16 protein-coding genes are annotated in these 21,996 nt (G+C 59.5%); 4 read left to right on the top strand and 12 right to left on the bottom strand.

Annotation, left to right across the window (positions count from 1 at the left end):
* Nucleotides 1-10: 10 nt before the first annotated feature.
* From coxB to KQI84_02300, 8 genes are all read right to left on the bottom strand, one after another.
* Nucleotides 11-775, bottom strand: coding sequence for a cytochrome c oxidase subunit II (gene coxB / locus KQI84_02265; protein MCB2153685.1), 765 nt, complete (start codon nt 773-775; stop codon nt 11-13).
* A 22-nt stretch (nt 776-797) separates the two neighbouring features.
* Entirely contained in the window at nt 798-1,754 is a 957-nt protein-coding gene (locus KQI84_02270) for a c-type cytochrome (protein MCB2153686.1), read from the bottom strand.
* Nucleotides 1,754-2,953: a hypothetical protein gene (locus tag KQI84_02275; protein ID MCB2153687.1), complete on the bottom strand. Its 1,200-nt coding sequence runs from the start codon at nt 2,951-2,953 to the stop codon at nt 1,754-1,756. Before KQI84_02275 ends, KQI84_02270 begins: the two co-directional genes overlap by 1 nt.
* A gap of 23 nt (nt 2,954-2,976) precedes the next feature.
* Nucleotides 2,977-3,627, bottom strand: coding sequence for a cytochrome c (locus tag KQI84_02280; GenBank protein MCB2153688.1), 651 nt, complete (start codon nt 3,625-3,627; stop codon nt 2,977-2,979).
* Nucleotides 3,605-4,126, bottom strand: a complete 522-nt coding sequence (locus KQI84_02285) for a DUF3341 domain-containing protein (protein MCB2153689.1) — start codon at nt 4,124-4,126, stop codon at nt 3,605-3,607. The genes KQI84_02280 and KQI84_02285 overlap by 23 nt, the downstream gene beginning before the upstream one ends.
* A 2-nt stretch (nt 4,127-4,128) precedes the next feature.
* On the bottom strand, nt 4,129-5,544 hold the full coding sequence (gene nrfD, locus KQI84_02290) for a polysulfide reductase NrfD (protein ID MCB2153690.1): 1,416 nt from the start codon (nt 5,542-5,544) through the stop codon (nt 4,129-4,131).
* A gap of 86 nt (nt 5,545-5,630) precedes the next feature.
* Entirely contained in the window at nt 5,631-9,014 is a 3,384-nt protein-coding gene (locus tag KQI84_02295; GenBank protein MCB2153691.1) for a 4Fe-4S dicluster domain-containing protein, read from the bottom strand.
* Nucleotides 9,011-9,793, bottom strand: a complete 783-nt coding sequence (locus KQI84_02300) for a cytochrome c family protein (protein MCB2153692.1) — start codon at nt 9,791-9,793, stop codon at nt 9,011-9,013. Before KQI84_02300 ends, KQI84_02295 begins: the two co-directional genes overlap by 4 nt.
* Before the next feature lie 306 nt (nt 9,794-10,099).
* Here KQI84_02300 and KQI84_02305 point away from each other — a divergent pair, with 306 nt between their 5' ends.
* Nucleotides 10,100-11,302: an MFS transporter gene (locus KQI84_02305; protein ID MCB2153693.1), complete on the top strand. Its 1,203-nt coding sequence runs from the start codon at nt 10,100-10,102 to the stop codon at nt 11,300-11,302.
* A gap of 132 nt (nt 11,303-11,434) precedes the next feature.
* On the top strand, nt 11,435-12,472 hold the full coding sequence (gene moaA / locus KQI84_02310) for a GTP 3',8-cyclase MoaA (protein MCB2153694.1): 1,038 nt from the start codon (nt 11,435-11,437) through the stop codon (nt 12,470-12,472).
* Nucleotides 12,473-12,550: 78 nt separating this feature from the next.
* Here moaA and KQI84_02315 read toward each other — a convergent pair whose 3' ends face one another.
* From KQI84_02315 to KQI84_02325, 3 genes are all read right to left on the bottom strand, one after another.
* Nucleotides 12,551-13,768: a type II secretion system F family protein gene (locus KQI84_02315; protein MCB2153695.1), complete on the bottom strand. Its 1,218-nt coding sequence runs from the start codon at nt 13,766-13,768 to the stop codon at nt 12,551-12,553.
* A gap of 62 nt (nt 13,769-13,830) precedes the next feature.
* Entirely contained in the window at nt 13,831-15,576 is a 1,746-nt protein-coding gene (gene pilB, locus KQI84_02320; protein MCB2153696.1) for a type IV-A pilus assembly ATPase PilB, read from the bottom strand.
* 180 nt (nt 15,577-15,756) lie between these two features.
* The gene (locus tag KQI84_02325) at nt 15,757-17,328 is read right to left on the bottom strand and encodes a hypothetical protein (protein ID MCB2153697.1); all 1,572 of its coding nucleotides are present in this window, start codon (nt 17,326-17,328) and stop codon (nt 15,757-15,759) included.
* 70 nt (nt 17,329-17,398) lie between these two features.
* Here KQI84_02325 and KQI84_02330 point away from each other — a divergent pair, with 70 nt between their 5' ends.
* Together KQI84_02330 and KQI84_02335 are read left to right on the top strand one after the other, a co-directional pair.
* The gene (locus KQI84_02330) at nt 17,399-18,463 is read left to right on the top strand and encodes a hemolysin family protein (GenBank protein ID MCB2153698.1); all 1,065 of its coding nucleotides are present in this window, start codon (nt 17,399-17,401) and stop codon (nt 18,461-18,463) included.
* A gap of 173 nt (nt 18,464-18,636) precedes the next feature.
* Complete coding sequence (locus tag KQI84_02335) at nt 18,637-20,574, top strand: tail fiber domain-containing protein (protein ID MCB2153699.1); 1,938 nt, start codon at nt 18,637-18,639, stop codon at nt 20,572-20,574.
* Between the two features lie 126 nt (nt 20,575-20,700).
* On the opposite strand, the gene KQI84_02340 is transcribed toward KQI84_02335, so the two are convergent.
* Nucleotides 20,701-21,876 (bottom strand): linear amide C-N hydrolase, encoded by a 1,176-nt coding sequence (locus tag KQI84_02340; protein ID MCB2153700.1) that lies wholly within the window; start codon nt 21,874-21,876, stop codon nt 20,701-20,703.
* Nucleotides 21,877-21,996 lie beyond the last annotated feature (120 nt).

Raw genomic sequence — 21,996 nt, forward strand, 5'->3', positions numbered from 1 at the left:
ACTCCTGCACTCACTCGGCGGATGCGACTTCAGCCTCCTCGGCCTCATCGTCCGCCGGGATTTCCAGTTCCTTCATCTTCTCACCCAACCAGAAGTTGAACTCTTTCTCGGAAACGGCCTCAACATCGATCAGCATCTGCGAGTGCAACGACCCGCAAAGCTCAGCACACTGGCCTTCGTACCAGCCCGGCTCATCGATGTGGAACCAGAGCTGGGTCAGGCGCCCCGGAACGGCGTCGATCTTCACGCCAAAAGCCGGGACCCACCACGCGTGGTTCACGTCCACGCTGGTCACGTCTGCGGTAATGTTCTTGCCGGCCGGGACGTACAGCGGCTCGTCGGAGATCACGACGCCATACTCGGGATATCGGTACTCCCAGAAGAATTGGTGGCCGATGATCTCAATCCGAAGATCAGCAGGGGGCGGATTCTCGATGTTCTTGATAACTTTATACGAGGGAATCGCCAGCGCCACGAGCGTCAGCGCCGGGACGACCGTCCAGAAGACCTCCAGCTTCACATTGTCGTGGAAAGTCGCCGGCTGCCGGCCCGGGCGAGCGCGGAACTTCACGATCGCGTAGACCAACAGAATCTGCGGAAGCAGGAGATACGGGAGCGTCATCCCGAGGATGTAGAGCGCGTTGCCGCGGATCTCTCGGGCAAGCGGTGTGGCCGGATTCGTCATCCAGTTCGTGATCGGGGGATTGTCGCCGCTGATCTCGGCGTAGGCTCCCCCGGCCAGCGCCATGAGCGCCACGGCCAACAAGATTTTCACGGATCGGTTCTTCATAAGCTCCTCACCAGCTCCCGTCAGTCATCTTTCGGCAAAAATCGTGCAACATTTCGATATCCTCGTCGGAAAGAGTACCGAAACCGTGCCAGACGTTCCCGGGCTCGGCATTCGTCACGATTTCCTCGAATTCCTGCGCATTTTCAGTCCAGGAGGCGTCTGATCCGGCAATTGCGGGGGCATCCAGGCGAACAAACGGCGCGGTGGTGAGAACTTCGACAGCTTTGCCGCCTTCTCCATGCACTCCATGGCATGAAGCGCAATTTGCTGCAAAAATCTCGGCACCGGCGGATTTGCTCTCAGCGGCGTGCGCTGAGACGCTCTCGACGCGAGGTGCCGGGGGCTGGACGAGCTGGCGCATGGCCAGTTCAATCGGAATGCGATTCCCGGAGTCGGCCGTCTGGACGGGCTGGATCGTGCCGCCGCCTCCACCGGAGTTCCCACCAGGGAGCTCGGCGATCATCTCAGGGGTCATCTCCGGCTGATCGGGCACCCACTGAGAGACGTAGTGGATCATCGCCATCCGATCTTCGGCGGGAAGAAGCTGGTATGAGGACATCGACGTACCGGGTACGCCCTTCTCGAGCGTGTGCCACATATCCAGAACCGACTTGCCGTTCGTCCAACCGTCGGCATCATGGAAGTTCCGTGGCGGCGGGTTCAGGCTCTTGCCCTTGTCGCCATCGCCGAGACCTTCGGCGCCGTGGCAGGAGGCGCAGTTGACCTGGAACTTCTGGCGACCGATTGCGATCAGTTCCTTTGTCGGCTCGGCCAACGCCTGAACGTTGACGGCTTCCTTCTCCACCGGCTCGGCTTCTTTGACGAGGTCCGTCGTCTTGGCGGAGTAGCTGCCACGCATCAGACCGGAGACAAAGATGTAAGCGACCAGGAAGACGCCGATCAGCAGAACCGGCCAATAGGCAAAGGGATTTGTTTTCTCAGGCTTGCCGTTTCCGTGAGCCATTACAGGTAACTCCCATTGACGCTGGAGACGAGATTCGGATCGCCAATCGGCAGCACCGAGTGGCGGCGATAGAACCAGTCGATGCTCCAGCCGAATACGCCCAGGATCGCCAGGAAGGCTCCGATCTCGGCGACGCCCGGAATCACGGGCGACTCACGCGAGAACACCGGGTAGATCATCCAGTAGATGTCGATCCACTGGCCCACCAGGACAGCAATGCAGACGAGCGTCAGCACGACCGGATTGCCGCGGAAGGGCTGGGGCATCAGAACGAGGAAAGGGATGATCCACTTCAGCAGCGGCAGGAGAATCGTCACGAACTCCCAGCCGTTCTGCGTGCGGGCGATCATGTAGAAGGTTTCTTCCGGCAGGTTTGCGTACCAGATCAGCATGTACTGCGAAAAGCCGATGTAGACCATGAAACAGGAGAACGCCATGATCCAGGTGCCAAGGTCGTAGAGCTGGCGGGATTGGATCGCGCCTCGGACCGTATCGCGCCGACGCATGGCCAACGTGATCAGCGTAATCACGCACATGGTCGACAGGAACAGGCCAGCGAAGCAGTAGACACCGAACATGGTCGAGAACCACTTCGGCTCCAGCGCCATCAGCAGATCAACGACGTGCAGCGAGAATGAGGCTGCGAAGACGATCAGGAAGAGGATCGAGAGGCGGATGTTCTTCTGGGAGAGCTCTGCATCGCGATTCTTGTCCTGCGTCAGCGAGTTCTTCATAATCACATAAATGAACACGCACCAAGCGGCGAAGAAGAGCAGTCCCTTCACGATCACGCCACCTTGGCTGATGTAAACGGCCTTGGCGGCGCTGAGGTGAACGCCCTCGCGCATGCCGCCGTACAAGTCGCCCCAACCGAACAGTACGATGATCAGGAAGAACGCGAAGGCGACCGGAACGAAGACTGACATTCCCTCCGCGATGCGACGGACCGCCACGGACCAGCGGGCGCTGGCAACGTATTGAATCGCCGTGAAGACAATCCCGCCGAGGCCAAGCATCAGGAAGAAAAGGTAATTGAGAAGAAGCGCCTGCCAGGCCTGCGACGCGTTCGAGGCGGCCGAAGCCAGCCATCCGAGCGCACCAAGAATCGAAACCACCAGGAGCCCCATACGAAGCCCTGCCGGCAACCCGACCGGGCCCGGATCTTCAACGTGTGCGATGTAGCGACTGTGTGCTTGCATGGGTCGTTTCGCTGTATCCTTACTCAGTGAGCTGCCGCGGCCGGCTCGGTGCCGCCCGCCGGCTCTTTCGGTTCAAGGGCTTCCGCCTGGGCCAGATCTTCTTCCGTCGGATGGGCCGCACGCTGCAGAGCCCGCACATAGTGAATCACTGCCCATCGGCGATCCGCAGAGAGTCGCGACGCGTACGGAGGCATGTTGCCCTGTCCGCGCGTAATCACGTGGAAGATGCGGCCATCGGTCCACTCGTCGACGAGCTTATCGCTGAACAGCGACGGCGGCATTGGCATGCCGGCCTGGGCCGTAATCACGGTGCCCATGCCGTCGCCCGTTTCGCCGTGGCAGGGCGTGCAGTAGATGTTGAAGTACTTCTCGCCGGCCTTCATGACTTCCCATGTGCGCGGCAGCGGATTCTGCAACTTCGAAGCAAGTTCATCGGCCTCTGCGTCAGTGATCGTGTAGGGCTCGAAGCCCTGGGGCACAGTGCCTTCCGGCGGCATCCGCATGGAACTGCCGGTCGGCGAGAAGGGATCCGCTTCCTGCGCCTTCATCGCGGGCGAGAAATGCATGTCGGGCGTGAAGAGAACCTCGCGGGTCTCCCGACGTCCGTCGCAACCGACGACCAGCAACACAAGCGCGGCCAGCGCCAGCCCATTAATGTAGTTTCCGAATTTCATCGGCACCCATTCTCTGCAGGAGTTTGACGACTTCATCGTCGTTTGCGATTTTCTTCGTTGGTACGACCAGCGCAAACCGGTCGTTGGTGATCTCTTCGCAAAGCGTCTTCACAAAGGGATTCGGAAAAAGACGGCACGAGATGAAGATACACGCAAAGGTTGTCAGGCCGGCCACGAGCACGGCACTTTCAAAGGTCACAGGCACGTATGCGGGCCAGGCGTTGTAGGGCTTGCCGCCAACATTGATCGGCCAATCGATCGAATGGGTCCAGTACTGCAGCAGGAAACCCAGCGTTGCGCCAGTGAACAACGCCCCCAGCGCCACCTTCGGAATCCACGAGCGACGAATGCCCATGACTTCTTCGAGTCCATGCACCGGGTACGGCGTGTAGGCATCCAGGTTGCGCCAGCCGTTGCCAGAGCACTCGGCCGCCGCCTCCATCAGGCTGTCCGGATCGTCGAAGAATCCAACAATTGCGGGAAGGACCAGCTTTGCCATGATCAACTGCCCTCCTTGTTGCCCGGCTCGGTGCGTCGCGGCCAGGACAGAACCTGGAAGCGTCGGTCGGCACCGCCTGCATTCGGTTTATGAAGAACGGTCTTCAACTCGGCCATCGCCAGAGTCGGCAACGTGCGGCTGAAGGCCAGGAAGAGCGTGAAGAACAAGCCAAAGGAGCCAAGCGTCATGCCGATGTCGAACATCGTCGGCTTGAAGTAGGCCCAACTGACCGGCAGGAAGTCCTTCTCGAGCGAAAGGATGAAGATATTGAAACGTTCGAACCACATCCCGACGTTTACGAAAATCGAGATGATGAACATGGCCACCAGACTCCGTCGAATTCGCCTCGACCAGAAGAGCTGTGGAATGAAGACATTGCAGCTGAACATGATCCAGAACGCCCAGGCGTGGGCTCCAAAGGCTCGGTACAGGAACTGGGCCTGCTCGTAGGGGTTTTCCGAATACCATGCGATGAAGAACTCGCTGATATAGGCATACCCGACGAGGCAACTGGTTGTCAGGATGACCTTGTTACAGATATCCAGGTGGTTCATTGTGATGTAGTGCTCCAGTTTGAGGAGCTTGCGCATCGGGACCAGCAGCGTGATCACCATGCCGAAACCGGAGAAGATCGCGCCCGCAACGAAGTACGGTGGGAAAATCGTCGTGTGCCAGCCGGGAATCATCGAGGTCGCGAAGTCGAACGAAACGACCGAGTGCACCGAGAGCACCAGCGGCGTCGCCAACCACGCGAACTGTGCATAGGCGCGTTCATAGTGCGCCCAGTCGCGTGTCGAACCCGTCCATCCCATCGCGAACGTGCCGTAGAGCACCTTTTGGATTTTGTTCTTCGCCTGATCGCGAGCCGTCGCCAGATCGGGAATCAATCCCGTGTACCAGAACAGCATCGAAATCGTCGCGTAAGTCGAAACCGCGAACACGTCCCAGACAAGCGGTGACCGGAAGTTTACCCAGAGCAGACGTTCGTTCGGATACGGGATCAGCCAGAAGGCCTTCCACGTACGGCCGACGTGCAGGAGTGGAAAGAGGCCCGCGCACATGACCGCAAAAATCGTCATGGCTTCGGCGGAACGGTTGATCGCCGTACGCCACTTCTGGCGGAACAGGAACAGAATCGCCGAGATTAGCGTTCCGGCGTGACCGATACCGACCCAGAAAACGAAGTCGGTGATGTAGATACCCCAACCGACGGGGTTATTGATGCCGAGAATACCAAGGCCTCGCCGCATCTGAATAACGACGACGATGAGGCCGATCATGAAGACCATCTGGGCAAAACCAAAGGCAAGGTGCCACCCAAGCGGCGGGAATTTGAACATCGGCGCGAGAACGTCCTTTGTGACGTCGCGCATGGAGTACTTCGGATCGACAAGCGGCGCCGTGCCATCCGGCGTCATGCCGCCGTGCGAGTGCTCGTGGCCGCCGTGATCGTGCTGGCTGGGGACCAGGATCGGCTCTTCGCGAGGGGCTGTTTCCAACTGGCTCAAGAGATCACTCCTCTAGCGGAATCGATCAGGCTGCTGTGTTGCTCTTCTCCCCCGCCGTGCTGCTCGATAGCGGGAGCTTCCTCGTGACCGCCTCCGTGGTCCTCGCCGTGATCGGCACCGTGTTCCTCACCATGACCGCCGCCGTGATGGCCGGCCGCCTGCTGCACATCGTATTCGCGTGGCTCGCGATTGCGCACACTGGCCAGGTACATGATGTTTGGCTGAACATTGAAGTCGTGGAGAACGCCATAGCCGCGCTTGCCGCCATTTTCGTCGCGCACCTGATTCACTTCGTGATCCGGGTTCAGTGCATCGCCGAATGTAATCGCCTTGGTGGGGCACGTCTGCTGACATGCCGTCAGGAGCGAACCGGGGGGGATGTCGCGACCCTTCTCGCGAGCTTCTTCCTTTGCCGTGCGAATGCGCTGCGAACAGAAGGAGCACTTCTCCATAATGCCCTTGGTGCGTACGGTGATATCCGGATTCAGGTGCAACTCGAGAGGCGTCTCGGGAACCTTCTGATCCGGGTTGTGCGGCCCCTTGCGGAACTTCGAGTACTCGTAGAAATTGAAGCGCCGGACCTTGTACGGGCAGTTGTTTGCGCAGTAACGCGTGCCGACGCAGCGATTGTAAACCTGCTGGTTGAGCCCTTCATGGCTATGCACCGTGGCAAGCACCGGACAGACGGTTTCGCAGGGCGCGTTGTCGCAATGCTGGCAGAGCATCGGCTGCTTCACGACTTCCGGATTGTCCGGATCTCCCTTGTAGTAGCGGTCGATACGAATCCAGTGCATCTCGCGGCCGACGAGAATCTCGCGCTTGCCGACGATGGGAACGTTGTTCTCCATCTGGCAGGCGACCATGCACGCGTTGCATCCCGTGCAGGAGTTCAGGTCGATCGACATAACCCACTTGTGTTGCTTGTACTTGTGATCGGCTTTCCAGATGTCATGCAGCGGCTGGCCAGGCTCCCATTCGGGAACGTGATGCGGCGGCTGCGGGGCCTTCGGGTCCTTGTTCAGGTACTCGAGGTTCGTCTCCTGAACGATGGGCCGATCTTCCATGTAGTTGTGGCCCTGGACATCCGCGAGCTTGATGCGATCGCCGGTCTTCTCGATCGTCACTGAAGCGCCGGAGTAGGCCGCGCCGAAGTCGCCAACGGAACCGAGGCGGAAGGCATTGAAGCCCTCGTTGCTTCCGACTGCGCCGGCGTGAGTGCGTCCCCATCCACCGCCGATGGAAAGCACTTCCGGATGAGCGCCGGGGTGAATGCGAACCGGACCTTCGACGATTGCGTTGTTTGCCTTCAAACGAACGATATCGCCGTCTTTCAGCTTCATCTTACGAGCCGTTTGCGGAGCCACGGCAACGAAGTTGTCCCAACTGACCTTCGCAACAGGATCGGGAAGTTCGAGGAGGAAGGGATTGTTCTGATCCCGACCGTCGTACGTATTCGCCGATGTGAATACGGCCAGCGTGTAACCCGTGGCCGACTTCGCCTCTGCGCGACGCAGCACGCGATAGGCGGCATCTGCCTGGAAACGACGACCCGTGGACTTGGTCTTCGGCTGCGTCTCCAGAACGCCGCGCCGAAGCGTTGCGAACCAGAAGTCTTCGAACGAGCCGGGGTACTTGCCTTTTGCAAACACCTCGGTCTCCCAGTGCCGCATCAGATACTCGTACCAGGAGAGGGTCTGCGTTTCCGACTCCTCTTCGGTGATGGGCTTCAGGAAACGGCGCCCATCCTGGCGTGAAGCCAGTGCGATGAGCGAGTCTTCAAACGAACGATTCTCCCAGATCGGACGAATCGTGGGCTGCTGGATGCTGAGAAGTCCTTCGTACGGCTCCGCATCGCCCCATCCTTCCAGGAAGTGGAGCCCGGGCAGAATCAGATCGCACAGTGCGCCCGTTTCATCCTTGTGAGTTCCGAAGGAAACCTTCAGGCCGACGCGCTTCATCGCGTCATCGAAGCCCGCAGCCACGGGCAACGTGTGCGCCGGGTTCGTGCCTTCGATCAGAAGTACATCCACGTCGCCATTCTTCATGTCGGCGACGAGTTGGGTCATCTCTTTCGTGGAACCCTGCGACTGGTTGCTGGGACGGGACGCATCGACCGTGTGACCTTCATTGCCGAGCATCGAATTCAGCAAATTGACCGTCAGGTGCAGATCGGTGAGCGATTCGGTGCTGCTCATCATGCCGCCGGCGTAAACGAGGCTCTTGCCGCGGGCCGCCCAAAGGTCGTCGGCCACGCGCTTCACGGTGCCGGAGGGAAGGCCGACGGCCTTCTCCAACACGCTCGGCTTCACATTCCCGAAGGACAGGCCGGAAATCTCCGTGTGCCCATCGGCGGCAAGTTGCGCTGCAATGGCCAATGCCAGCGAAGCGAAGTGTTGGGGCCGTACCGAGAAGCGATAGTCGGCATTCATGCCGCTCATCGACATCACAGGCTCGAACGCATACAGGCGACCCATCCTCTTGTGGCCGTCCTCGCCGGTCACTCGGCGGGAGGCCCCGATGCCGGCCATGTGCTCGACAGGTGAATGGCTCTCCGACATCGGGTCCGCGCCGAGAAGCACAGTGACTTCAGACTTGTCGAAGTGATACCGCGGCACGACCGGCTGGCCATACGCCAGCACAGCGGCCTCGCGACGAGCCTCGTCCGCGAACGCGTCGTACGTTACGTGACGAAGGCTGGGGAACGACTTCTTAAAATCGTCCAGAAGAGCACGTCGCGCCGGTCCGTGGATCGTTCCGGTCAGCAGCACTGCTTTTCTACCCGCGGCACGCAAGGCCTTCGCGACGCGATCATAGCTCTTGTCCCAATCGGCCTTAGTATCGCCCTTCGAATCGGGCGAGGCAGAAACAACGGCAATCGGGTGGCGCAAACGATCGGGATCGTAGAGCCCAACAACCTGGACCTGGCCGCGCGAGCAAAGCGCTCCCTTGTTGAGGGGGTGTTCGGGGTTGCCTTCGAGCTTGATCGGGCGTGCCTCACGGGTCTTGACCAGCAGACCGCACCCGGCTTCACAGCCCTTGCAGGTCGAGGCGTAGTAGTTCGCGACGCCGGGCGTGATTTCTTCGGGAGCAGTGACGTAAGGGAGAATCTTCTGGGCCGGACGTTCGCCGCAGCCGACCGCCGCCAGCACTGCGGCGAATCCACTGAGCTTCAGGAAGTCGCGTCGGCGAAGATTCCACTCCGGCACACTCAGATTCTCCAGCCGATCAGCAAAACCTTTCGGCTTTGTGTTCCAATCGCCGCCGCCCTTCCGGGCCAGTACGTCCGGATCGCCCTCGTACTCATCGAGGGTGGACCACATGGCCGGCGGTTTCGTATTTTCGCCCATCAACGTCTCCTGCTCGGGTTCGAATTCGCTCATTGGTGGCACGTGTTGCAGTCGATCGAAGCGTTCTGGAAGGCCTTCACATGGTCGATCGCGCCGGGGCCTGCCTGCGGGGCGAGGCTGTCGTAACCGAGAGCCGCGAGAATCTGCGTCTTCAGTTCCGCCGCTGCCTCCTCATCCGTCTTGGCCTTGGAAGCCAACTGATCCAACTCGCGGCCATCCCACATGTTGGACTTCAGACTCTTGAATTCCGTTTCTTCTCCGGCGATCTCAAGTCCCTCGGCTTCCCATGCATCCTGCTTGGCGCCGGTTCGAAGGTAGTCATCGTTGCGGTGACAGGAAACGCACCAGCCCATGTTGAGCGGAGCGAATTGGCGAAGGGTTTCCATCGTCTCCACAGGGCCGTGGCAAGTCTGGCAAGCGACGCCGGCCGCGACGTGAGCCTTGTGAGAGAAGTGGACGTGATCGGGAACTCGGTGGATCCGATCCCAGGGGACCGGCTTGCCGTCTTCGAAGTACTTGGTCAGTTTCTGGATTTCGGGACGATCGGTGCGGACGACCGAGTGGCAACCCATGCAGGCGTCCACCGCCGGAATTGTGGCGTGCGCGGATTTATCGGCATTCGAATGGCAATACAGACAGTCCATGCCCAACTTGCCGGCATGCAGCTTGTGGCTGAAAGCGATCGGCTGTGTGGGCTCATAGCCCTTGTTGTTGCGAAGGGTCAGTGCCTGAATTGCTCCCGCGATGGCCAGGACCAGCACGAGGAACAGGATCCTCCAACGGGCCAGGATCGCCTGGGTCATGGCTTTCATTCGGTCAGAACTCCGTTCAAGAGAAGAGAGGCAAAGCCCCTTTTTTCAACACTCTGCAGCCCGGAGGCAACGTCACGCGAGGAAGCCTGCTCAACCTCCCCAACGAGACCGCTCCGGACACCCGAAAGTGGACAGCTCAAGTCCACTTTCGTGAAAAAAATCACAAGGTGGCGTATGGGTGTATCTCGACCATTCCACGCACAACGCACGCCTGGATGCAAGCGCCGTACCGACAGTGATTTAACAGCAGGCCGAAGAATTGCATCCGCCTGGATCGCCCGACGAATTTGTACCAATCGGTCAACTATGCCCACAAAACGCGTTCTGATTGTCATCAGTCTCATCGTCTTCCTGGAAATCCTCTGCCTGGGCGCAACCGTCAGTACCATCGAGGAGTATTCGGACTTCCTCGGCGGCACGGCGCTCATGCTGGGACTGCTTTGGGCGGCGACATCCGGGCCGAAAGCAATCTCTACCCCGCTCTGGGCGAGCCTCTCCGATCGCTGGGGACGCAGACCCGTCCTGGTGATCGGAACCATCGGAACGATCCTCGGGTCTCTCATGTGGGGCATTGGCCGTCATGTCGGAATCGTTCTCGCCGGCCGACTTGCGATCGGACTTCTCTCCTCTCAGGCGGCGCTTGCCCATGCGGTTGTGGCCGACGCCACGCCCGAAGACAAACGCGCGGCCGGGATGGGTCTGCTCGGGGCCGTCTTTAGCGTCGGTTTCACGATCGGCCCGCTGGGTGGAGCCTTGATTGCGAAATACTGGAGTTTCCACGCGCTCGGCTACATCATGGCGGGGTTGCAGGGAATCGCTTTGCTTCTGATCATCTTCGCCCTCCCGGAGACTCTTCCCCGCCGCGAGGAGCACGCCCGGATTCGAATCCCCATCCTCTCCGGCGAGGTCTGGCGAAGCGTCCTGGGCCAATCGGCCGTCGCCGGTTTGCTCGGCGCCAGCGTCATCGCCACGCTCGGCTACAGCGAGTTCTTTACGGCGATGCCTCTGGCCGCCGGCGAGTGGTTCGACTACGATGTCATGGCTGTCGGAAAGGTGTTTGCCGTGCTGGGTCTGGTCGGAGCGATCGCGCAAGGTGGCTTGATCCGCCCGCTGGTCAAGCGCATCGGCGAACGCGCCGTCGCAATCGGAGGCCTGATGCTCGTCGCCGCGGGGTACGTCTGGATGGCAGCCGGCCCAGGCTTGGGAGGCTTTTGGATCTCATCCATTCTGATCGGATTGGGTGGCGGTCTTGCCACGCCGTCGATTACCGGCCTGCTTTCGCGAACCGGCAGTTCAGGGGACCAGGGAACGATCCTGGGAATGAACCAGGCACTGATGGGAATCGGGCGCTCGGCCGGCTTCGTAATCGGCAGCGTCCTGTTCGTTCGGGTGGCTCATTGGGTGCCTTTCACCGTCGCTGCTACTTGTCTGGCCGGTGGGTGTCTCTTGCTGGCAGCGCTGAAGCTGAAGCCCACGCCGGCCGCAACTGCTGGAGAGCCAGCGATCTAGGCTCCCGTTGGCCCGTCTTCGGCATTTGCGATCCCGGATTTCCATCGTTGACAGCGAGCCGCTGACATGGATTCTGCTAACGTTATGTCTGGCGGAACATAACGCTCGAATCCACCGCTTGGCCCGCACCTCATGGCAGCCCTCACAGACCTGAATCCCATCGTCGTTCCCCGAGTTGTCGACCAGTATGGCCGGCAGTTTCGATACGTGCGTGTCAGCGTCACGGACCTCTGCAATCTCTCGTGTACGTACTGCAACCCGGTCCAGGGCTGTGCTTTGACGCACAAGCACAAGCTGAGCTGGGAAGATCTCGATTTCCTGGTCGATGTCTCGGTGAACGACCTGGGCGCAGAGGCCATCCGTATCACTGGCGGAGAGCCCTTGCTGCGGCCGGGAATCGTGGATTGGATCCGCGGGATTCGCCGAAACGAGGATCTCGTCGACATCGCCATGACAACCAATGGCGTGATGCTGGACCGCCTGGGTGAAGACCTGGCCGATGCGGGTCTCGATCGCGTGAACGTGTCACTGGATACGTTCGATTCGGATCGATTCCGTGAACTCACACGCGGCGGTTCGCTTAAGCGTGTCTTGCGGGGAATTGAAACGGCCCGAGGCCTCTTCCGACAGGTAAAGATCAACTCCGTAGCCATGAAGGATATTGTCTTCAAGGAGATGGATCGTTTCGTCCGATTCTCGGATGAAAGCGGCCTGGAGGTTCGCTTCATCGAGCTGATGCCGATCTTCGACGAGAAGGATTTCTTCCACCACAACTTCATCAGCGTCGAGGATCTGAAAGCGCACTTGCGCGGGCTCGGATTTGTGCTGACTCCGGAAGGCGACGGACCCGCAGCCGGCAATCGATCCGGCTACGGACCAGCCACAACGTATCGCGTCGAAGGGACGCGTGCGCGGCTGGGATTCATCTCGCAGATGTCGAACACCAAATGTCTGAAGTGTAACAAGCTCCGCCTGACGAGCGATGGTGCCCTCAAGCCCTGCCTCCTGATGCCCGAAGAAATCGACCTTGTGCCGCTGATCCATCGTCGCGATCGCGGAGCCGTTGCGGCGGCAATGCGGTATCAGTTCCTGAAGCGTGCCGAACGCTACGATGCGATCGAGGCTCTGAACGGCAACGTCGGCCGCAGTATGCAGGCGATCGGCGGCTGACTTCCCCCTGACAGTCCACCAAATGAAGAGGCGCCGCCCAATCGGACGGCGCCATGTTTGTTTCGTTTGTCGGCGATCTCAGTGCGAGATCAGGTCGATCATCTTGAACATCGGCAGGAACATCGAGATGACGATGAAACCGACGACGACACCGAGGAAGATGATCAGCAAGGGCTCGATCAGGGATGTCAGTCCGGCGACCGCCGTGCTGACCTGGTCCTCGTAGAAGTCGGCGATCTTCGTCAGCATGCTTTCCAGCGCACCGGTGCGCTCGCCGACGTCGATCATACGAGTCACCATCGGCGGGAACACGTCCGCTTCGACGAGAGGCTTCGTGAGCGATTCACCGCTCTGGATGCTGGCTCTCGTCTTGTAGACGGCTCGCTCGATCTTCGCATTGCCGGCCGTCTTGGCCACGATGTCCAGCGCATACAAAATGTTCACACCGGATCGGATCAGCGTACCGAGAGTTCGAGTGAACTTCGCGACCGCCGATTTCAACAGAAGCGGACCGAAGATGGGTATCTTGAGTTTCAGCGAGTCGAGGTTGTATCGGCCGGACTTCGTCTTGCCGTACTGCCAGACGAATATCCACAGGCCGATCAGCAGAATGATGATCAACCACCACTTGTCCTTAATTAAGTTCGAAAGGGCCACGGTTATTCGGGTGGGTAACGGAAGCTGACCGCCCAGGTCGGAGAAGATGTTGGCGAACACGGGGACGACCTTTACCAACAGGAAGATCGTAATACCGGTCGCGACGATCGACACGGTGGCCGGGTACATAATAGCAGTCTTGATCTTGCGCTGCAGGCTGGCCGTACGTTCCAGGTAAACCGCCACCTGCTCCAGGATCGAGTCGAGCATACCGGAGGCCTCACCGGCTCGGATCATGGAGAGGAAGAACATATTGAAGATGTTGGCGTGTTTGACCATGGCCTCGGTCAGGGACTCGCCGGCTTCAACGTCCCGCTCGACCTGGCGGACGACGTTCGCGAGCGAGATGCGCTCGGTCTGTTCGGCAAGAATATCGAGCACCTCGATCAGCGGCAGACCGGCGCGGATCATAACGGCCATCTGCTGGGAAAGCACAACGAGGTCGTCCAGCTTCGTCCGCCCGCGTTTGCCTTTCCGCTTCTTGGTCCGCGCTGCAGCCGCAGCACCCACCTTGATCTGAGTGGGCATCAGCCCCTTTTCGCGCAGCATCCGAACGACGGTATTCTGGTCGCTGGCTTCTGCGGTTCCGCTGACGGTTCGACCGTCGGATGCTCGCGCAACATACTGATAAATCGGCATCGCTAAGCAAACTCCTCAATTGTTAAGGCGTCTCGTCATGCACTGCCGGAGGTACTGTTACCTCAATCCTCGTCCGCCATCGTGGCCGCAAGGACTTCCTCGATGGGAGCAGTGCCCTGGATGGCCTTGCGGACGCCGGCCATGCGAAGTGTCCGCATGCCGTGTTCGACGGCGAGTTTCTTCAACTTGTTGGTCGGCAATTCCGATGTGATTGCATCGCGCAGATCATCGTCTACGGACATAATCTCATAGAGGCCGACACGTCCCTTTGTTCCAATCCCGCGACATGTGTCGCATCCCCGGCCCTTGGCGAACATGACATCCTCATCGTCGATCCCGAGGGCTGCCACGATATCCGCTTCCGGCTTGTACTCTTCCTTGCAGTTCTTGCATACGCGGCGCACGAGGCGCTGCGCCTCGATCAGCACGAGAGACGCGCTGACGAGGAAGGGTTCGACGCCCATGTTGATCATACGCTGGGGGGTACTCGGAGCGTCGTTCGTATGGATCGTGGAAAGCACCAAGTGACCCGTGAGAGCGGCCTTAATGGCAATCTCGCCCGTCTCCAGGTCACGAATCTCACCAATCATGATGATGTCGGGGTCCTGGCGAAGGAAGGACTTCAGCCCAGCGGCGAACGTCAGCCCGATGTCCTGTTTCGCGGCAACCTGGTTGATGCCCTTCAGGTTGTATTCGACCGGGTCCTCGATCGTGGAGATGTTTTTTCTCGGATCATTGATGGTCGAGAGAGCCGAGTACAGCGTCGTGGATTTACCGGAACCCGTCGGGCCAGTGATTAGTGCCATGCCCCAGGGCTTGTGGATGGCTTCCTCGAGCTTGTCCAATTCCTCTGGATCGAAGCCGAGATCCGCCAGGTTCAGCATCAGGCTGCCCTGGTCGAGAATACGAATAACGACCTTCTCTCCGTGAATCATCGGGCAGGTCGAAACACGGAAGTCAATCGCGCGGTTCTTCATCTTGATGCGGAAACGCCCGTCCTGGGGAAGGCGTTTCTCCGCGATGTCGAGGTCGGAGAGAATCTTGATGCGGGAGATGATCGCGTTCTGGAATTTCTTGGGCGGCGGCGACATTTCGTGCAGCACACCGTCGATGCGGTACCGGAGCCTCAAGACCTTCTCATAGGGCTCGATGTGAATATCGGAGGCTTCCGACTTGATGGCTTCGGTAACGATCGTATTCACGAGCTGGATAACGGGCGCGTCGTTGATTTCCGAATCGTCGTCGTCATCCCCCTGTTCCTCGTCGTCATCCATCATCTCCATGGACTCGGACTCGAGATCGTCTCGGACGGCGCGAATATCGTCGTCGGTGATCTCCTTCAGGGCCTCGTCGATATTCCCCGCGTCGACTTCCTCGGGGTAGTACCGGGAAATCGCCTCGTTGATGTCCGACTCGAAGGAAATCACGGGGATAATCTGGCTCTTGGTCAGGATCCGGAGTTCGTCCAGCAGATAAATGTTGGAGGGATCGGAAAGGGCAATCGTCAACGTATCGCCGGTCTTGTCGACCGGCACAATCTTGTACTTGCGGACGATGCTGGAGGGAATGCACTCCAACACGCCGCGGTCGATATCATAGTGCGATAGTGTGATAAATGGGACGTTGAGCTGCTTGCCCAGCGCGGCGGCCATTTCCCACTCCGACGCGAAGCCCATCTCCACCAGAACACGGCCAAGACTGTCCCCGGAATCCTCTTGCCGCTGAAGCGCGGCTTCCAGGTCTTCCGCCGAGATGACGTTGTCTTTAACGAGCATCTCGCCGAGTTTGCGCTCCATTGCGGACGCCATGCGCACATTCCCCCAGGTGGACTCGCACCAAAGCAAATGTGGTCGAGGGCAACTACACCAGACCAGCTCTCAACCCAATCCTTTGATTCATCCGAGTCTCGGCTCGGCTCCCGAGTAAGTCAACCTGAAACGCGACAGGGGTTTGTGGCGCGGAAGTCACGCTCTTAGGCCCGCTTTCGGCTACCAGTAGGCGTGCCATGACCCCCAGGCATCGGCGGGCAGATCCGCCTGCAATTCAAGGACATAGGCGTCTTCGACCCCGGAACTTGTGGCGATTGGCGCAGAGGCCGAATTCCCGAAGAAGCAACTGCCGGAGTAGACGCCGCCGGCATAAATCCGTCCGGCCGGGCCCACCTCGACTGAGATGACCTCGTCCCGCGCTGCTCCGCCAATCAATTGAAAGGCATAAAACTCGCCTGTGTAGGGTGAGAATAGACCGATGTAGCCGTCGCGTCCACCGCGCCCCGTGATCAGACCGTTCAGCCCCGGCAAATCCCCGCCATTTCCGAAGAATCCGCCACCCAGGATTGCTCCATCTGAGTATTCAGCCATCTCGTAGAGTGTATCATCCGCAGTCCCCCCGAACCCTCCGACCCAGAATACGAGTCCCGTCGCGGGGTCCAGCGACGCGATGAAGCAGTCCAGGCCGCCGGCCGAAGTCAGCGTCTGCGTCCCCCCCATCGCCAGGTCGAACACAGCATCGTCGGAGTAGACTCCGCCCATCAGCAACGCGCCGGATTGGTGCTCCAGGACGTCGAATGCTTCATCTTGCCCCGGGCCACCAAATCCACGCGCCCAGATCAGGTTTCCATCGGCGTCCAACCTGCACGCCACGATGTCGCGATCGCCGGCGGCGCTGAATTCCGCATCCGGTGCGGTCCCGCCGGGAACGAGAGTCGTTTCCTCGAAGAACCCGCACAGCACTACGCTGTTGTCCGGCAGCAGAGTCGAGAATGTGTACGCATCGTCCTCGGTGCGCCCCAGGACCTTGCTCCAGACAATATCGCCGTTCGAATCGAAACGCACGACGGCCGTGTCGAATCGGATGTCGTAGGATTCCAGCCGTGTCTCGTCCGGCTCGCCGATTTCCCAGGTAAGACTGATGCGGAACATCCCGGAGTACAATGTGCCGCCGTCCGGCATCGGCTGAAGGCTGTGCGCGTAGTCGGAAAGCTCTCCGAACGGCAGCTTGATCCAGCGCTGCTCGAGCGTGCTGCTTGTCAGCATCAGGTATGGATCGAACGAAGCCTCGAGGGACGCAGATGTGAATCCGTCCGTGCCGTCCGCGTCGAAATCGGTCAGCTCTTTGTAGGCGCCGCCGATCATCAGGTCGCCATTGTCGCGCGGAAGGAGAATGCTCAGGTACTGGTCGAGAATCCCACCGATCCGCAGGTGATCCGAGAACACCGACTTGTTCGGATCGAAGACGCCGACCAGCGCATCGTAGTCACCGTCGTGCCCGACGGAGATCGTCGTGGCACCGGCCGCGGGCAAAGTAACGGGTCCGCTGATCGTCCCACCGACATACAACTCGTCGGTCGTCGGCGAATAAGCCAGTTCGTTCACGATGTCTACGCTGGGCGAACCGAAGGCGACAACGCGGACGGGCTCCAGCGTCTGCCCGAAGGCGATACTTGCCGTCAAAACTGCGATGAGTATGGCGACTTTCAACCGAACCAACATCGTCTTCTCCTGCCTTGTGTTCCCTAAGTTCTCTTGAAGAACGTAGAACGAGTAGACGGCCGTTGTCATTGCCTTTTCCTGTGAGCCGGGTGTCTGCACTGGTCTTGACGCACTCCCGGACGACCCTTCTGATCCTCGCATGCTCGGGATTCTTCTCGCCGTTGGGTTTGTGACGATTGTCAGCTTCCTCTGTTCGCTGTGGGAGGCGGCTCTGTATTCGATCCCGCAAAGCCGAATCGAGGCACTGCGCGAGGCAGGCTCCAGTGGAGCAAGGCGCCTGGCGCGGCTGCGCGAGAATATCGATGAACCGATCGCCGCCATTCTCACGCTGAACACTTTGGCGCACACCATTGGCGCCACGGTAGCTGGTGCGCTGGTCGAAGGGCGCTTCGGCGCTCAGTATCCGTTCGCACTGACGCTCTTCTCGATTTCATTCTCGATCCATATCCTGATCGTGACGGAGATCATCCCGAAGACCCTTGGTGTTGTAATGGCGGAGAAACTGGCGCCGCTCTTTGCATTTCCAATTCAGATCACGATCTGGATGCTCTGGCCGCTCGTGAAGACCAGCCAGGGACTTACGAAAATCCTCACCGCCCGCTTCGGCGACAAGGAATCCGGCCCGACGCGCGCCGATCTGCATGCCATGGCGCGACTGGCCGCAGAGGCCGGGCACCTACGCAAAGACGAACTGATCTGGAGTCAGAACGCGCTTCTGCTGCATTCCGTCACCGCACACGATCTGATGACGCCGCGGATCGTCGTCGAGAGCTTCGATGCCGCGACGACATTGGGAGAGGTCGCTCGCAATCGAACCAATTGGACGAAGAGCCGCGTCCCTATCTGGCAGGACAGCCCCGAAAACATTGTCGGGATTGTGCGCCGGCGCGATGTCTTCGATGAGATCATCGAGCATCAGGATTCGGATTGGGAACAACGCACGCTTGCGGAATTCAAACGCGACGTCACGATGATCCCCGAGAATATCGATGTCTACGAAGTCCTCCGGCGATTCCTTGAAACGCACAATCATCTCTTCATCGTCATCGATGAATTCGGTGGCATGGAGGGGCTGATTACATTGGAGGACGTCTTGGAGTTCTTCCTGGGCGCTGAAATCATGGACGCCTACGATCAGCACGAAGACTTGCAGGTTTACGCAAAGGAACTTGCAAAGAAGCGGCAGGAAGGGCGACGGAAGTAGGAAGAGCCAGAGCACATCCAACGCGAAAACGGCAAGTATCCGGACCTTGCTTTTCCCAAGGAACCGAGGAGTTCTGGGAATCTCTCCGCACAATTGGTTGCGCCTGTCATCGATCAATGGTATCTCCGTATCCATCTATCGAGTGATATTTCGCTCGTGGAGGGAGAGTTTTGATGCGCGTCTATGCCTATTTGCCAATTGTAGGATTCTTGTGCCTGGCGGCAGCACTGAGTGCCGATCCCGGAACAGCTTTTACTTACCAGGGCCGCCTCATCGACAATGCCACGCCCGTCGACGGCACCGTCAGCCTGAAGTTCTCACTGTACGACCAAGACACGACCGGTACGCTAGTGGCCGGGCCATTAACTCGGGAAAACACCCACTCCGCCGATGGGATGATTGTCCAGGAGTTGGACTTCGGTTCGGTATTCGATGGCACAGCTCTGTGGCTGGAGATCGAAGTCGACAGCGATGGAGGGACCGACGCGTTCGAAACGCTATCGCCGCGTGTACAGCTTCTTCCCGTGCCATATGCCGCGGCTGCTTCAACAGCCCTCGATGACTTGGATCGGGATCCGAGCAACGAACTCCAGACTCTCGCGGATGTTCTCGCCGAGGGCTCCGACGCGAACGGTCAGAGTGCACTTGGCTTTGAGAGAGTTGCGATCGCCGGCCCAAGCCTGTCTGGCGATTTCGATTCCAGCCAGGCCAACACTGGCCTGCAAGTTGGCGTCGACTCCGGCCTGAATAGCACCACGAACCCAGAAGCGAGTTATGGAAACATCGCGATCGGGAACTACCAGGTCTTCACCAGCCCGGACGAGACTGGCAATAATGCATCGGCAACCCAGGCGCTTGTCGTGCAGGCTCAAGACAATCCCGACATCGAAGGCAGTTACCAACTCTTCAGCGTGCAGAGCAGAATGGATGCAAATCGGTTCTCTGTAGTGCATGGGGAGGATGGATACGGCAGCCAGTTCTACGACAGCCTTGCTGTCGGAGCAGAAGGAAACACGCAACTGTCAAGCATCGATCCAACGTCTGGACTCGACTTCGGGAGAGACGTCGAGGCAGACCTGTGGGTCGCCGACGACATCGAAGCAGGAGGAACGGTGACGGCAGACGCCTTTGTCGGCGATGGAACTGGTCTGAGTGGTATCAGCGTCGATGACGCCGATGCGGATCCGGACAATGAGTGGGATTACACGCTCCCATTCGCCTGCCGTCTCGAAGCGTCCGTGGAGAGCATTCAAACTGGATTGGACTCTACTTATACAAACGCCTGGCAGAGCTTCACAGCCCCACGGGGCGGCAGCATCGCTGCTCTGCAGGCACGGGTCAGCTCTCCGAATGAGACTGCGTCTTTCACCTTCCGCATCTATGAAGGCGAGGGGACGAATGGCAACCTCCTCGACACTTCGACCTACACTGGTCCAACTGATGCCGATGTTTGGTTATCCGTTCCACTCACCCGTCCCGTTCCGGTCACCGAGGGGGGCATCTACACACTCCGCACGACGGCGGACTCACTTCTGAAGTGGCGAATGAACATCACAAACCCTTATCCCGATGGACGGGCTGACAGAGGACCATCGACTGACTATCTTTTCCGTCTCTACATGTCTCCGCCCGAGCCTGTCGCGTATTTGCAGCCCGGCGCCGAGGCTGTCGGTCTCTTCCGTCTGGAAACTAACCGCCCCCTGCAGGTCGGCGACGATTCCACCAACGGCAATGGTGCCTATTTGACCGCGGGCGGGACGTGGACGAACGCCTCCAGCCGGTCACTGAAAGAAGGTTTCGTGGCCATTGACCCGGTGGACGTGCTTGAGCGCCTCGTCTCCCTTCCCGTCACCCGATGGGAATACACCGGCAGCAACGATGGCGAGCATCTGGGTCCTGTTGCCGAGGATTTCTACGCCGCCTTCGGCCTTGGCGATACCGACAAGGCGATCTCCACCACCGACGCAGACGGGGTCGCCTTTGCCGCCATCAAGGGGGTGAATGCGAAATTGGAAGCGGAAAACGAAGCGCTGCGCAGCCGGGTTTCAGATCTGGAGAGTCGACTCGAAGAACTGGAAGCACGAATCAATCAAGATGCTGCGGAGCCGTAATCTCAGCGCTCTGTGCCCCCATTTCTGAAGACTACCGGCTGAGAACCGGAGGAACAAAGTCGAGCGCGCTTCGATAACGCCAGCGCCAGTGGCGCGGATTCTCGCAGAAGGAATCGGGACAGTACATTATTCGTCAACGGCCGCTTCACTCAGCCGAGAGATTGTTGCTCCTTCGGTCAATGCCTGCAATTGCGGGCGCGAAGGCCCTGGGACTAGACGCGGGTCTGCCGCTGTCTCTTCCGCGCATTTGAATCCATCGACATGCGACGTCACGGCCACGGAGACTTCTTCCGGGACGTCCAGTCCGTACTGCGCGCAAAACCGGCGGAAGACCATGCCGTTGACATCGGGATCGTATGGCACAAAGGCGTCAGCCACATCCCCCTCGATCGGCGCGTTGATGTCGAGCATCAGCAACGGCTCGTCGCACTCGAAGCTGAGATCCGCGAACACGACGTGCTTGACCTTCTGATTGACCACGGTGCCATACCACGCTTCGCGATTCGCGATGTCGTACACGATGCTCCACTTCGTGTGCGACGCGGCGACTGGACCCGTCAGTGTTCCGAACGCGTAGTCGACGGCGCTGATTTCGCCGGATGGATCGAAGGCCTTCGCGCGTGCGTCGCATGCGGCAAAGCGCTCAGCCGACTGACCGGGGTTCGACCACCACCAGCGTGCTCCGCCACGTTCCAGAGCCTCCTGAGCGCGACCGTATGGCATATTGGACATTGCGGCCGTCGGCAAATCGGCTCCAGTGCGCGCCTCGCATTGGCCGTCAAACCACTCGATCGCCGCACTGTTTCCGTTCGCATCGGTGAACAGGAAGTGCAACGGCGGCGCATCGTCCTGAATGCGCACGACGCGTTCCATCGCGATGACTTCCTCGACGGTCGCGCAATTATCGAGCATGAACTGCTCCCACGGCCCGATCGGCAACGGAGGCCGCGCGTCCGGCTCGGGAAACTCGGATGCAAGCAACTCCATCGACGAAACTGCGAGACCCGCTTCATTCATTCCCGACACCGCGAACTCGCGCCCTGCCAGGCTGAAGGTCACGCTGCCGTATTGGGAGACCCACTCGATCGTTTCGCCCGTCGTGCTCGGCCCGAAACCCGACTTGGCCACACCGCGCCGATTCACAAACACCAGCCCGTCGCCCGGAATGAACAAATCAATGTTCGCCCCAACGATCGGTCCATCGGGAGTGTCCATGCGAAACGTTGTGCAGGCAGGCGCAGGTGCGGCGCTTGCAACAACGAGAAATGCAGATCCAAGGACAACGCGACGAAGAAAGCCCATGCCACCCCTCCGGCGAGTGAGAGTTATCGTTAGCTTGGAATCCCTCGCTCGGAAGTGCAAGGGGGTTTTGTCGTAGTCAATAGGGATGGATCTCCTGCCAAATCCTACGGGAGAGAGGCC

The organism is bacterium (assembly GCA_020444065.1).
GTDB lineage: Bacteria > Sumerlaeota > Sumerlaeia > SLMS01 > JAHLLQ01 > JAHLLQ01.

Bases quoted from the DNA above. Each gene is read 5' to 3' on its own strand.
- KQI84_02305 (MCB2153693.1), top strand. From the start codon at position 10,100: ATGCCCACAAAACGCGTTCTGATTGTCATCAGTCTCATCGTCTTCCTG.
- KQI84_02285 (MCB2153689.1), bottom strand. From the start codon at position 4,126: ATGGCAAAGCTGGTCCTTCCCGCAATTGTTGGATTCTTCGACGATCCG.
- KQI84_02270 (MCB2153686.1), bottom strand. From the start codon at position 1,754: ATGGCTCACGGAAACGGCAAGCCTGAGAAAACAAATCCCTTTGCCTAT.
- KQI84_02280 (MCB2153688.1), bottom strand. From the start codon at position 3,627: ATGAAATTCGGAAACTACATTAATGGGCTGGCGCTGGCCGCGCTTGTG.
- KQI84_02330 (MCB2153698.1), top strand. From the start codon at position 17,399: ATGCTCGGGATTCTTCTCGCCGTTGGGTTTGTGACGATTGTCAGCTTC.
- KQI84_02325 (MCB2153697.1), bottom strand. From the start codon at position 17,328: ATGACAACGGCCGTCTACTCGTTCTACGTTCTTCAAGAGAACTTAGGG.
- moaA (MCB2153694.1), top strand. From the start codon at position 11,435: ATGGCAGCCCTCACAGACCTGAATCCCATCGTCGTTCCCCGAGTTGTC.
- KQI84_02340 (MCB2153700.1), bottom strand. From the start codon at position 21,876: ATGGGCTTTCTTCGTCGCGTTGTCCTTGGATCTGCATTTCTCGTTGTT.
- KQI84_02295 (MCB2153691.1), bottom strand. From the start codon at position 9,014: ATGAGCGAATTCGAACCCGAGCAGGAGACGTTGATGGGCGAAAATACG.
- KQI84_02275 (MCB2153687.1), bottom strand. From the start codon at position 2,953: ATGCAAGCACACAGTCGCTACATCGCACACGTTGAAGATCCGGGCCCG.
- KQI84_02335 (MCB2153699.1), top strand. From the start codon at position 18,637: ATGCGCGTCTATGCCTATTTGCCAATTGTAGGATTCTTGTGCCTGGCG.
- KQI84_02300 (MCB2153692.1), bottom strand. From the start codon at position 9,793: ATGAAAGCCATGACCCAGGCGATCCTGGCCCGTTGGAGGATCCTGTTC.
- nrfD (MCB2153690.1), bottom strand. From the start codon at position 5,544: ATGACGCCGGATGGCACGGCGCCGCTTGTCGATCCGAAGTACTCCATG.
- KQI84_02315 (MCB2153695.1), bottom strand. From the start codon at position 13,768: ATGCCGATTTATCAGTATGTTGCGCGAGCATCCGACGGTCGAACCGTC.
- pilB (MCB2153696.1), bottom strand. From the start codon at position 15,576: ATGGCGTCCGCAATGGAGCGCAAACTCGGCGAGATGCTCGTTAAAGAC.